Consider the following 13111-nt stretch of genomic DNA (forward strand, 5'->3'; position numbering starts at 1 on the left):
ATTCATAATGTACAATTTATAGTTTTTATCATATTAATGTGTTTCATGCATTAACGATGTGAGGTTAATGACTGTTATATAACGCTTTTTGTACCTTTTATTTTTACATTTCATTTTTCAAGGGCAAAGTTTTTAAAATCTTTTTTCTAGCATTAACGGGCCTAACTTATTTGTAGCAAAAAAGAAGTCAAAATTTTGTGATTTCAAAGAAGTTAGGTGAGGGATAAACTGCCCAAAAAGCGCGATTGTTGGAGATTAATTATGAGTGGGAAAAAGTTTCACTTTATGTGCCTATACTTCCTACTCTTTTACCGTTATAATGCTGTTAACTCAAAAATAACGAGAATAGAGGTGAAATAATGGAATGGCAGCAATTGGAATACTTTGTCACAGTAGCAAAGCTTGAGCATATGACTCGTGCAGCTGAAACATTAGCGATTTCTCAACCGGCATTAAGTCGTTCGATTTCAAAGCTTGAAGAGGAATTAGGAGTACCCTTGTTCGACCGTCAAGGACGTTCGATTATGCTTAACCGATATGGCGAGCTTTTTTTGTATCGTGTTCAACGTATGCGTAAGGAGTATGAAAAAGCCGTTTTAGAATTACAGGAGCTCAATAATCCAGAGCTAGGAGATGTATCACTCGGTTTTTTACATACACTAGGGACTAGCATCGTACCTGATTTGATTCGCGCTTTCCGTCAGAATCATCCACATATACGCTTTCACTTTACACAAAATTACTCACATTCTCAGCTTAAGCAATTACTCGCGGGAGAGTTAGACCTTTGTTTACTTGCATCGATTGACACGGAGCCGCCTGTTTGCTGGAAGGAGCTGTGGCGTGATGAGCTTTTTATTATGGTGCCGATCGACCATCCATTCGCTAACCGGACGAGCATTAAAATGAAGGAACTTGAACATGAGAATTTTGTTCTGATGAAAAAGGGTTACGCATTGCGCCGTACAGCTGATAAATTATTAAACGCTGCAGGTATTAAACCGAAGATTACTTTTGAAGGTGATGAGGTATCAACAGTTGCTGGTTTTGTAGGTGCTGGGCTTGGCGTCTCGTTGCTACCTGTGGATGAAGATTTGAATCCAAATAAATTAGCTAAAATTCGTGTAGAGGATATGGTTTGTGAACGGATAATAGGTATGGCTTGGATTGAAAATCGATATCTTCCACCTTCAGCAAGGCAATTTCAACAATTTGTATTCAATTTTTACGAAAAGTAATGGCTAGTCATAAAAATTGTACCCAAGTGAGTAACAATGGTTACTCGCTTTTTTTATTTACGAAGAGCGTTCCATAAAGATAACAACAATAAACCACCTTCTCCAAATGAAAGGTGGTTACTGTAAAGATGCTACTTTATTTCACTACATATTTTAATTGATACGAATACATATCTGTCGTATCTCCATTAAGCTCAAAAAGCCCCTGCTTTGCAAGGGTCAGCAGGCGTTTCTCCACAAACTCTTCACTTAAATAGTCATCAATTGCACCAAGTGTTTCACCGATGATACGCATCGGTATAAGCCATTCTTCATTTAGTTCGGCATGGGCTCTTTCCGCACATTCCATAATAATTGGATCCAATGCGTCTTCCGCTACATGTACAATTCCTTCTTGCCAAATTCGCAGTGTACTATGGTTTTGTTTCAGCTCTTCCCATTCCTTTGCAAGTTGCTGACACTCATCAATAGAAAAGCGCTTTGCCTCAGAACGGAGTTTCATGAGCAAATCTGCTGAAAGTTCACCTGATTGACGAATCCTCAAGTTTGGCTGTACACGCTTTAGACCCTCTGTAGCATCAATCCCATATACCATACTACATTTATTGATCAATTCGCTCATAACAAGACGTAACCCAATCTCTTCATGGGTACTTTGGCTGTACCAAACCCAGACATCGACATCGCACGGTAAAGCTGCAATTTTTTTCTTCCATGCTTGTTGAAGATCCTCGTACAACTCACGTTCTTCATTGTCCCTAAAGATATAGGCTTCTAACCAGTTTTTTCGTTCTACTGCGCTGCTTAGTGGACCAATCGAGAAAATCTCATTGACACTAAGCACTGATTCATCTCGTTGTAAATGATGCTGTCGTATTGCATGCTTTATCGAACCTTGTGTAGATAAGCTAAACGTTATATGTAAAATTGCCATAAAAATCCCCCAATTTACTGTTTACTCAGCGCTATTTGTATCCCAATAAAAGTGAAAAGTACGCCTTGAATCATATTTAATCGTTTAGCAATTGCAGGCTTACCAATAATCATCCCCCTTACTTTACCGGCAAAAATGCTAAATAATGAAAATAGTAAAAGCGCTTGTACTAAAAATACAAAACCCAAAATTAACATTTGTAAACCTACATGGCCATTAGAAGGATTTACAAACTGTGGCAATAGTGCTAAGAAAAATAAAGAAACTTTTGGATTTAAAATATTCATTAAAATGCCTTTTCGATATAACGTCATATAGGCTTGTTCATTTTGCTGTTCCAGTGTGAATGGATCACCTTTCGCGCGAAACGATTGCCAAGCTAAATACAATAAATATGCTGCTCCTGCAAACTTAACAATAGAAAAAATTACTGTTGATTGATAAATAATCGCTGAGATTCCTAGAACAGCCGCTCCTATATGAACGAGCAAACCTGTGCAAAGACCAAGTGATGTCGCTATACCAGCCTTTTTATCCTGTGTAATACTTTGCGCAAGAACAAATAAATTATCTGGTCCAGGCATTAATGTTAAAATAATTGCTGCTCCTAAAAACGCCAATAACGTTGAAAACGTCAATACTACCCCTTCTTTCCATTACTTTTAAATAGGCTCATAACTTAACATATATTTTACCAAAATGTCACACCCGACTTTCGGTAATAAATAATTACTTTTAGAAAAGAACTATTATAATGTGGTTGTATTTCCATTATACTACACGAAGATTCTCTTTTTCTCAATTTTCACAAAAACATCTAACCAATTATGCTCGCTTATACAACACTTTTCTCTTTTAATACATTATAATGGATATTATCATAACGTAAAGGTCGTATCGTTTTGGAGAAAGAGGTGTTTGTCGTTGGCAGTAAGTGATATTGTAAAGCAATATGAAGACGAGCAAGGAAATGTCTATTATAAAATGAAAACACATGATATCGAGGTACAAGCTACACAAAATTCAGGGTTAGCGCCAGTTATTACTTACTTTATGGGTGAAAAAGAGATTACTGATGATATTCGAAGTTTACGTTTCAGCCCTCGCCCTCCCTCAAGTTATATTCTAGATTACGATGAATTTCAAACTATGCTTTATGCTAAAGAACAACGCGCCATCAACGAACTATATGAACAAATGAGTATAAAACCTAAAAATATGTCTTCAGGAAAGCAATTATTATGGAGCTTTTTCGTAATTGTTATAGCGATGCTCCCACTATTAGCCGCAATCTGGTGGTACAATTAAACAAAGTTGTGCTTCCCTCTCAACTTACCTCGATTGTTTAGTATTACTTACTTATTTATTCAAAACTTTTTATTAACATTCCTAATTAGCTTGACAGACTTGTTAAAGTAGTGCATTCTTTATTCAATTACTTTTTGAGGTATGAGACATCATTCAAAAAGATATTCAATTATAAAAATAAAAGCGGCGAAGACTAGTACGTAGAAACTACTTGATCAGAGAGCGATGCCCATCGGCTGTAAGGCATTGCACAAGAAAGACTAAAGAACCTACTTCGTAATACGTCCTAGCTAATCTAGGCGCAGTCTCAAGCGTTATGAGCGAAGTGGAATGTCAATGACGTTCAATGTAGGTGGTACCACGGAAAGCAAACCTTTTCGTCCTAATTATTAGGATGAAAAGGTTTTTTTATTTTTAGCAAATCTTAATGTTTAAATCATAATGCAAATGGAATGGCGAATTGGAGGTATTGCAATGGAAAGAAAAAGAATCGTCGTCAAAATTGGGAGTAGCTCCTTAACAAATGCAAAAGGTGAAATTGATAAAATACGTTTAATGGACCATGTTCAAGCGATAGCTGAATTAAAAAAAGACGGTCATGAAGTATTACTTGTTTCATCAGGTGCAGTTGCAGCTGGCTTTAAACAGCTAGGGTACCCTTCTCGTCCCGTCACAGTAAAAGGAAAGCAGGCTGCGGCAGCAGTTGGGCAAAGTTTACTTATTCAAATTTACAATGCGCTATTTAGCATTTATGATATTGTACCTGCTCAAATTTTATTAACGCGTACTGATTTTTCAAAAAAGGAGCGCTATAAAAATGCCTATGCTACATTTGAAGAATTATTTGAGCGCTCCATACTACCAATCGTTAACGAAAACGATACAGTATCTGTTAGCGAATTAACCTTTGGTGATAACGACATGTTATCGGCACTAGTAAGTGGCCTTGTTCATGCCGATCAGCTCATTATCCTAACAGACATCAATGGTTTGTATAACGCCAATCCATCTAAAAACCCACATGCCAAACGAATTGATCGTTTAACAGAGGTATCAGATGAGATGCTTGGTTTTGCAGACGGTGCAGGCTCGAAGGTCGGTACAGGTGGTATGGAATCCAAATTACTGGCAGCCCGAGCAGCATTAAATGCAGGTGTCAAAGTATTTATTGGGACTGGGCACGGTGCTAAAAAGCTTGTCGACATCTTGAAAGGACATGGTGATGGTACATACGTTGAGCATGATGCGCTGGCTGTTTTAACAAATAATAAACAGTGGATTGCACTCACGGAAGTATCTGGTAAAATTTTTATAGATAGCGGTGCTGAGCATGCCTTATTGGCAAATGGGAAAAGCTTGTTACCCGCTGGTGTATACCGTGTTGAAGGCGACTTCGAAAATGGAGACGTTGTCGAGGTCCACAGTGACAAGGGACTGCTTGGGCGTGGTGAGGTTTTATATTCTTCCCTAGAGTTAGCACATGCGATGGGAAAACGTACAGATGAGTTAACGAATTATCCTATTGAGGTCATTCACCGAGATAAATGGCTAAAAATTCAAACAAATTAAGGAGGAATTCACATGACAAGTGAAGTTCAACAAAAAGGAAAGCTAGCAAAAGCCGCCAGCTATATTTTAAATATTAAAACAACTTGCGAAAAAAATGAGGCTCTCACAAAAATTGCTGAGCAATTAATCATTGACCAAGACACTATCATTGCTGAAAATGCAAAGGATTTAGCTCATGGTGAGAAACAGGGAATGCCTGCTTCTACACTTGATCGTATCATGCTAAATAAGGAACGAGTGGAAGCTATGTCAAGTGCTATTCAGTTACTTGTTGAATTAAATGATCCAGTAGGTAGTCTTCTAGAGAGAATAGAAAAAGATAATGGACTATTGATTGAAAAACGTCAAGTGCCAATTGGCGTTATCGGGATGATTTACGAGGCACGACCTAATGTAACAGTGGATGCGGCAACATTATCATTGAAAACAGGTAATGCAGTCATTTTACGTGGTAGCTCTTCTGCCAAATTTTCTAATGTAGCACTTGTGGCAAGTATACATCGTGCACTTAGCAAAACGTCTATCCCTGTGGACGCTGTACAATTAATCGAGGATACGAATCGTGAAACTGTTAAAGAATTATTCCATTTAAAAGAATACTTAGATGTATTAATCCCTCGTGGCGGAAAAGCACTTATTGATTTAGTAGTAAATGAAGCCACTGTACCAGTACTAGAGACAGGTGCTGGCAACTGTCATATTTATGTGGACCATTCAGCCGATTACATAAAAACAGAGAAAATTTGTATCAATGCGAAAACGCAACGCCCATCGGTTTGTAATGCAGCGGAAAGCTTACTTATTCATCCTGATTGGTTTAAGGAGCACGGCAAACAGCTACTAAATGCTATGCATCAAGCAGGTGTGACAATTATTGGTGATGAAACTGTTTGTCAAGCTCTTGAATTCGCTCAACTAGCAACAGCTGAAGACTATGCAACTGAATATTTAGATTTAAAGATCAGCGTTAAAATTGTGGAAAACGTCTATGAAGCAATCGAACACATTAATAAATACGGCACGAACCACTCTGAAGCCATCATGACTGAGGATCAGTTAGTAGCAGATACGTTCTTAAATAGCGTGGATGCTGCAGCTGTATATCACAATGCCTCCACTCGCTTCACAGACGGTTTTGAATTTGGCTACGGTGCAGAGATCGGCATTAGTACGCAAAAATTACACGCTCGAGGTCCAATGGGTTTACCAGCATTAACGTCAACAAAGTATTTCATTCACGGTAACGGCCAAATTCGGGAATAATTGTAGAACTATTAATGAAGAGTCGGAAGCGTATGTCAACTGTCGGCCTTCTTTCCTTAAGATTTTTAGATTCTTCTCCAAGATGAGGCAGTTTGAAACTATACCTGCGAAGATTCTTCTATTAGCCGAGCAGGTACTAACTCTACCTAAGCGAAAACTTTAAAAACGGGGCGAAACGTTAAGTTTCCCCCTATCATAATTTTATAGAAAGAAGGTTTTGTATGAACATTTCAGCGATTATCAAACTAACTGTATCAATGGCCCTTTTTGGCTCTATTGGATTTTTTACCGTTCATACTGGCGTACCTGCTACCGAGCTAGTATTTGTTAGATGTATTTGCGCTACCCTCTTTTTAGGAGGATTGTGGCTGATCACAGGTGGTCATAAAACAGAGATATGGGATAAAAAAGAAATATTACGTACACTTCTATGCGGTGTCTTTATTGTCTTAAACTGGGTATTTTTATTTAAAGCCTTTGAAGAAATGTCAATTTCCATTGCCATTTCAATCTATAATTTAGCACCAATATTCGTATTAATATTTGGCGCATTGTTTTTAAAAGAAAAGATGACTATTCAAGCATTGCTAGCAACAGTAACCTGCTTTATAGGCAGTATGTTCATTATCGGTTTAAATAATTTTATGTCACTCTCTGAATTTATGAAATCAGGTTTTATTTGGGCATTACTGTCTGCATTGTTTTACGCGTTTACGATGCTCACAAGTAAAACAATCACAAAGCTTAGCTCCTATGCCTTAACATATATCCAAACCACAGTCGGAATTATCATACTATTGCCATTTGTTAATTTTTCATTATTTGAGAGCTTAACGACAACAAACTGGCTATATATTTTAGGGACGGGCTTTATTCATACAGGATTTGTTTACTATTTATTTTTTGATAGTATTCGTAGCCTTTCTACCATTCTAGTTTCAGTATTAGTATTTGTTGACCCAGTTGTGGCTATATTGCTTGATATGCTATTGCTTGATTTTATGCCGAGCTTCATGCAAACAGCTGGTATTGTATTAATTTTTGGTGGGATTTTTTATACAATTTACGTACCGAAGAAAAAACGTGTGCCTCGTAGCGGAAGCGAAGCGTCAGCTACGGACCCCACCCACCTTTAAAGGTGAAAAGATGGAAGGTATGGTTCCTTTTCAGGTGATATCTAAACAACTACTGAAATAAGGAACTCAGTCTAAGTACTTGACGGAACGGTCGTGCTGAGCGACGAATACAATTGAAGGCGACGGTACGAACTGGCTGAACGACGGATGCATTGCGCATAGCGACGGATAGAGCTGCCAAAGTCGTGGTTAGCCTACCAGAGCGACAGTACGGCCTAACAAAACGACGGATGCATTGCGCAAAGCGACGGAAAGCCCACGTCCTGTAGCAATTTTTCTGTCGAAAGCGAAGCGACAGCAATATTTTATTTAAAGGAGAATTCCCCCGTGAGTAAACTTTATGCAATTGGTGAATTATTAATTGATTTTACACCTACTGAACAAAATGCTTCCCTTGCTACAGTTGAGCAATTTACTAAAAATGCTGGTGGGGCTCCTGCCAATGTTGCCGCTGTTTGTGCAAAACTCGAGCAACAAGCTGCCCTCATTACACAGGTAGGTCAGGATGCTTTCGGAGATTTTCTCGTAGAAACGTTAAAAAAAGTCGATGTCGATACGAACTATATTGTTCAAACAGATAAGGGTGAAACAAGTCTAGCCTTTGTTTCCCTGACAAGTGATGGAGGTCGAGATTTCTTATTTTATCGTCGCCACGCAGCAGATTTACTTTACACCAAAGAACAACTCCCACCTAATTTATTAACAGATCACGATATTCTTCATTTTTGTTCAGTTAATTTAGTGGAAAGCCCTATGAAACATGCACATGTAGCATTGATTGAACAGGCCCATCAGGTAGGTAGTCTTGTTTCCTTTGATCCCAATGTTCGCTTGCCACTATGGAATGATGAGAAGGCATGTCGTCGAACTATTTTAGAATTTTTACCAAAGGCACATATCGTTAAATTGTCCGAGGAGGAGCTTTTATTTTTAACAGCAAGTGAGGATGAAGAAACAGCAGTCCATTCATTATTTCAAGGGAAAGTACAAGTACTCATAATTACTCGTGGCGTAGAAGGTGCAAGTCTTTATACTAAAAAGCATCATGTAAAGGTACCAGCTGACAACGTTGATGCGATTGATACTACTGGAGCAGGCGATGCCTTTATAGGAGCATTGTTAGCTATTCTTCTTAACAAGCAGATTACAGCGATCAATCTAGTCGAATTTTGTAAGGAGCAAGCTATCCCCCTTCTTACTTTTGCAAATCGCTATGCAGGAGCTTCGACCGAAAAACATGGTGCTATTGCATCTTACCTTACTAAGCGTGAATTGCCATTTAAGACATTAAGCTCTTTTGAACATTTTGAATGAAAACAGGACTAGGCAGACTTCCACTTAAATTATGAAAATGAATGACTAACCGACTCAATTAGCATATTAGATTACTTGAAAAGTCCAAAAGAAATCGAATAACATAATGGAAAATTTCTTCCCCACGATAGCTTCTCAAGCATTATTGTTAAGGAAATCTAGTAAAAAACAGGCTACTCAAAAAATAACTTGGTAGCCTGTTTTATTTTGAAGGAGAGCATACACTTGAAATTAGATCATGTTGTTGAAGTTTTACTTGAAAGTCTAAAGGATGATCAATATATTGAAGCTGTATTTTTAAGAGGATCGATGGCTAGAGAGGAGCATGATGAATTTTCAGATATTGATATTTATTGCGTTGTGAATGAAGAAAATGTCGCAGCTTTTTTGCCGAATCGCGTCCAACATATTGAAGCTTATAAGGAAACATGTTTCGTTGATGATATCTATATTATTGCACCTCAGCTATTAGTCGTATATGAAGATATGATTCATATTGATTTATTTACAGTAACGCTCTCAGAAATAAGTGAAAAAGATGTCATTAAAATATTATTTGATCCAAATGGACTCCTTACAGCTAAACAAAAGAATACTACTTTGTCATTAACTCCACTCGAATTTCAAGATGCTGTAGATGATACTGTCTGGTATTTGTATCAATATTATTGGAGTGCCAAACGTGGAAATGGGATTTGGAGTGTTCATTTACTGCTGAATAGTTTAGAACACTTCGCCAAAGTATTACTGCATAAATATTGTCCTGAGCGGGCTTTACTTGGACTTAAAACGTTATCTAATTCATTGCCCACTGACCCATTGCATGAAATAGTCGATATTATGAATTGTTTGAGCATTGTAACTCATGAATTGGCAGTAAAAAAATTAGTGAACGCCTTCAGCAATGAGTCAGATTGGATTTTTGAAAATGTACCGAATAAAGAAAAAATTAAGCCATTATGGGAAAAAATAAAAGCGCTATTACACTAAAGCAAAATAGCAAACTAACATTGGTTTGCTATTTTTTAAAATGAAAAATAAATACCACCACCACTACACCCTATTAAATTGTTTTTTTCATTAAAATATGTGGGATGCCACAATCCATAAATTCTTCGCCTTCACGCTTATAGCCTAATTTTTCATAAAAGCCCTCTGCATAAGATTGTGCGTTTAATTTATATTTTGTTAAACCTTTTTCAAGTGCAATTTCCTCTAAACTTTGGATAATTACTTTTCCTAAACCAAATTTGCGGAATTCTATTAATATGCAGATACGCTCTAGTTTGCCATAGTCATCTACAACTCGCAGTCTGCCAGTGCCAACAGGTTGTTCGTTATAGTATACAAGAATATGATCACATGCTGCATCTAGTGTGTCGAATTCATCAAATTCTTCTTCCTCTGGTACCTGTTGCTCCTCTATAAAAACTTTTTGACGAAGGGCAAATGCTGTTTGTAAATCTTGTTTATGTGTAATTTTTTTCGTGTTCATCTTTATATTCCTCCTCGTTTTTTGCTGTTAGGGACGTACTCTCCGTTGGTGAACTTTGTTTTCCTCCGCCAGTTGTGCTGGCTACTTCGCCGGTAAAACTGCTTTTTCCGCCGCTATATTCGGCTATTGCGCCGCTAAAACTTCTTCTTCCGCCGGTAAACACATCATTTGCGCCGCTAAAACCACTTTTTTCGCCGCTAAAGACGCTGTGCATGCGGAACCTCCAACTGTAGATATTATGAAGTGAAATTTACTTGCATGGATGATAATATATAGTATAGAGCATTTTTTATTGCAAATACAATAAATTTTTCGGAGGCAATAAATGAAGGAAATTTTGCGAGATATTGGTGCGATTGCGCGGGCACTTGATTCCATTAGTAATATAGAGTTTAAAGAACTTGATTTAACAAAGGGACAATATTTGTATGTCACTCGTATCTGCGAAAACCCTGGTATTATTCAGGAAAAGGTAGCTGAACTATTGAAGGTAGATCGCACAACAGCCTCCCGAGCAATTCAAAAGTTGGAGACAAAAGGTTTTATAGAAAAGCGTAATGAAATGGGCAATAAGAAAAACAAACAGCTTTTCCCGACAGAGAAAAGTCTCAAAATTTATTCATTGTTAAAGCGAGAAGAAGACTACTCAAATGCTAGAGCATTAAATGGTTTTTCGCCTAATGAAATTGACAGTATTCATGACTTATTAATACGTATTCGTCAAAATATTGAAACCGACTGGGAATATGTAAAGAAAGGTCATACACGAAATTATTAAAGGCGATTCCATGCGCTTCTGGGCATTTGGGATCGCCTTTCTTTGCGAAGAATAGCTTTTTAGCGATCTATAAATGTCAAATTGTGCTCCCATCTTTTCACCATTTTACTGTTGATTGATCGAACGTGTTTATTTAGCATGCATTGGTGCCAAAAATGATACTGCTGAACAATCATTCAAACACTCTATAATTGATTTGATTAAGTGCTGATTTTTTGCGGGCCCCACATCGTCTCAATAGGCTTTTGAATTATTAAAAAAACAGCACCTGCTATTTTTACGCTTTTGAACGTGGATCCATAAAATCGCGTAACGCATTACTAAGCATATACAAACCTAATACAAGTACTGTAATGGCTCCCCCTGGCGCATAAGTATACCAAGGTGCTCCAACTAAATAAGCTTGTGAATCTTTTAACATTCGTCCCCAGCTAGGGTTTGGTGGCTGCACGCCAAGCCCTAAATAACTTAGTGCCGCTTCAGCAAGCATCGCAGTTGCAAAGGTTACTGTTGCGGCGACGATAATCTGCGATGAAATATTAGGTAATATATGGCGAAACATAATGCTATAAGGTTTTACGCCGATTAACTTTGCAGCTAAGACATATTCATTGTCACGATGTTGGACGAAACCACTACGTGTAATCCGGGCAATGGCCGGTATGGCAATAATGCCTAATGCAATAGCTGTATTAACAATCCCTGGTCCAAATACCGCAACGAGCATTAAAGCTAAAATTATACCTGGAAAAGCCATTAATGCATCCATTATGCGCATAAAGATTTCATCAATCCAGCCACCCACATACCCCGCTATACCACCAATTAAAATACCAAAAATTGTTCCGATAGATACAGTTAGTAGACCGACTGCAAACGCCGTTTGTGTTCCTTTCATCATACGGCTAAAAATATCCCGACCAAATTCATCCGTACCAAAAAGATAATCACTACTTGGACTTCGTAATTTTTGAGGTATATTCATCGAGTTCACATCATGTGGTGTATAAAAAAAGCTGATAATCAATACGATTAGAAAACCGACAATGACTAGTAGACCAATGATTAAATTGATATTTTCCCTGTATCTTTGCCTATTCTTCATCGTATCCACCTCTCATCGTAATCGGATTCTAGGATCTAACACAGAATATAAAATATCGACCATAAAATTGATCATGACTACCGCTACTGTAATATACATAACGATTCCCTGTACTAATGGAAAGTCACGATTACTAATAGCCGTGATGAGGAGTTGACCGACACCCGGTAGTGAAAATACTTGCTCCACAATAATCGTCCCTGCTACAACTTCAGCCATGATTAATCCAAATACCGTTAATATTGGAATCATCGAATTTTTTAAGACATGCTTATACATTACATTTTGCTCAGACATCCCTTTACTACGAACCGTACGTACATAATCGAGCTGATTTTGCTCTAAAATCGCCGAACGCACATAGCGGAAATTGACCGCAATTTGTGGAATCGCTATTGTTAACGCTGGCAGAACGAGTGTACTTAACGCTCCTGTTACACTTTGCGTCCACGGAATATACCCACTTATTTTAAAGAAGCTGAATTGCATGCCAATATACAAAATAAGAATCATCCCAAGCCAGAAAGAAGGAATGGCCATGCCAACTTGTGTCACTGTCGACAACGAGACATCACTAAGCTTATTTTGTCTTCTCGCTGCAAACATCCCCAATGGTAAGGAAATGAGTAGCACAATTAAGAGCGTGAGCCCAGCCAATGACATCGTTACAGGTAGTCTGTCAAACAGTAAATCTTTTACTGGCATCGAAAAACGAATGGAACTTCCTAATTCCCCTGTCAATAATCCCTTCATCCAATCTGTATATTGCTCGTAAAGGGGGCGATTTAAGCCATGCTCTGATCGCATATTTTCAATTTGTGTAGGATCCGCTTCCGTGCCTAACATTGTTCGAACCGGATCACCAGGTAAAATTTGAAAAACACCGAATGTAATGATCGATACTAGAAGGATGGTTGTTAGTAACAGAATAAATCGACGTACTATATACATCATCTAGCACTCATCCCTTT

14 protein-coding genes are annotated in these 13111 nt (G+C 37.9%); 8 read left to right on the forward strand and 6 right to left on the reverse strand.

Features of this window, described 5'->3' with window-relative positions:
* Positions 1-359 precede the first annotated feature (359 nt).
* On the forward strand, positions 360-1238 hold the full coding sequence (locus ACIQ7N_RS00180) for a LysR family transcriptional regulator (RefSeq protein ID WP_402929435.1): 879 nt from the start codon (positions 360-362) through the stop codon (positions 1236-1238).
* A gap of 136 nt (positions 1239-1374) precedes the next feature.
* Here the strand turns inward: ACIQ7N_RS00180 and ACIQ7N_RS00185 are convergent, their stop codons facing one another.
* Both ACIQ7N_RS00185 and ACIQ7N_RS00190 read right to left on the reverse strand, forming a co-directional pair.
* On the reverse strand, positions 1375-2172 hold the full coding sequence (locus tag ACIQ7N_RS00185) for a DUF1835 domain-containing protein (RefSeq protein WP_402929437.1): 798 nt from the start codon (positions 2170-2172) through the stop codon (positions 1375-1377).
* Positions 2173-2186: 14 nt separating this feature from the next.
* The gene (locus ACIQ7N_RS00190; RefSeq protein WP_248718600.1) at positions 2187-2810 is read right to left on the reverse strand and encodes a LysE family translocator; all 624 of its coding nucleotides are present in this window, start codon (positions 2808-2810) and stop codon (positions 2187-2189) included.
* 286 nt (positions 2811-3096) lie between these two features.
* On the opposite strand from ACIQ7N_RS00190, the gene ACIQ7N_RS00195 reads away from it, so the two are divergent.
* From ACIQ7N_RS00195 to ACIQ7N_RS00220, 6 genes are all read left to right on the forward strand, one after another.
* Positions 3097-3480, forward strand: a complete 384-nt coding sequence (locus ACIQ7N_RS00195; RefSeq protein ID WP_402929439.1) for a sodium:proton antiporter — start codon at positions 3097-3099, stop codon at positions 3478-3480.
* Between the two features lie 474 nt (positions 3481-3954).
* A complete protein-coding gene (gene proB / locus ACIQ7N_RS00200; RefSeq protein WP_402929441.1) occupies positions 3955-5049 on the forward strand; it encodes a glutamate 5-kinase in 1095 nt (364 codons plus the stop codon).
* Positions 5050-5061: 12 nt separating this feature from the next.
* Complete coding sequence (locus tag ACIQ7N_RS00205; RefSeq protein WP_402929443.1) at positions 5062-6312, forward strand: glutamate-5-semialdehyde dehydrogenase; 1251 nt, start codon at positions 5062-5064, stop codon at positions 6310-6312.
* Positions 6313-6533: 221 nt separating this feature from the next.
* Positions 6534-7448, forward strand: a complete 915-nt coding sequence (locus tag ACIQ7N_RS00210; RefSeq protein WP_402929444.1) for a DMT family transporter — start codon at positions 6534-6536, stop codon at positions 7446-7448.
* 327 nt (positions 7449-7775) lie between these two features.
* A complete protein-coding gene (locus ACIQ7N_RS00215; protein WP_402929445.1) occupies positions 7776-8762 on the forward strand; it encodes a carbohydrate kinase family protein in 987 nt (328 codons plus the stop codon).
* 225 nt (positions 8763-8987) lie between these two features.
* Positions 8988-9752 carry an aminoglycoside 6-adenylyltransferase gene (locus ACIQ7N_RS00220; protein ID WP_402929447.1) on the forward strand — a complete coding sequence of 255 codons (765 nt, stop codon included), beginning with the start codon at positions 8988-8990 and terminating at the stop codon, positions 9750-9752.
* 73 nt (positions 9753-9825) lie between these two features.
* Here ACIQ7N_RS00220 and ACIQ7N_RS00225 read toward each other — a convergent pair whose 3' ends face one another.
* Both ACIQ7N_RS00225 and ACIQ7N_RS00230 read right to left on the reverse strand, forming a co-directional pair.
* Positions 9826-10257 (reverse strand): GNAT family N-acetyltransferase, encoded by a 432-nt coding sequence (locus ACIQ7N_RS00225; protein WP_402929448.1) that lies wholly within the window; start codon positions 10255-10257, stop codon positions 9826-9828.
* Positions 10232-10471 (reverse strand): hypothetical protein, encoded by a 240-nt coding sequence (locus tag ACIQ7N_RS00230; RefSeq protein WP_402929450.1) that lies wholly within the window; start codon positions 10469-10471, stop codon positions 10232-10234. Before ACIQ7N_RS00230 ends, ACIQ7N_RS00225 begins: the two co-directional genes overlap by 26 nt.
* A 111-nt stretch (positions 10472-10582) precedes the next feature.
* Here ACIQ7N_RS00230 and ACIQ7N_RS00235 point away from each other — a divergent pair, with 111 nt between their 5' ends.
* A complete protein-coding gene (locus ACIQ7N_RS00235) occupies positions 10583-11035 on the forward strand; it encodes a MarR family winged helix-turn-helix transcriptional regulator (protein ID WP_402929451.1) in 453 nt (150 codons plus the stop codon).
* Positions 11036-11312: 277 nt separating this feature from the next.
* Here ACIQ7N_RS00235 and ACIQ7N_RS00240 read toward each other — a convergent pair whose 3' ends face one another.
* Together ACIQ7N_RS00240 and ACIQ7N_RS00245 are read right to left on the reverse strand one after the other, a co-directional pair.
* Positions 11313-12140 carry an ABC transporter permease gene (locus ACIQ7N_RS00240; protein ID WP_402929453.1) on the reverse strand — a complete coding sequence of 276 codons (828 nt, stop codon included), beginning with the start codon at positions 12138-12140 and terminating at the stop codon, positions 11313-11315.
* Between the two features lie 12 nt (positions 12141-12152).
* Positions 12153-13094 (reverse strand): ABC transporter permease, encoded by a 942-nt coding sequence (locus ACIQ7N_RS00245; RefSeq protein ID WP_402929455.1) that lies wholly within the window; start codon positions 13092-13094, stop codon positions 12153-12155.
* Between the last annotated feature and the right edge of the window lie 17 nt (positions 13095-13111).

The organism is Lysinibacillus sp. NPDC095746, from assembly GCF_044763535.1.
GTDB lineage: Bacteria > Bacillota > Bacilli > Bacillales_A > Planococcaceae > Lysinibacillus.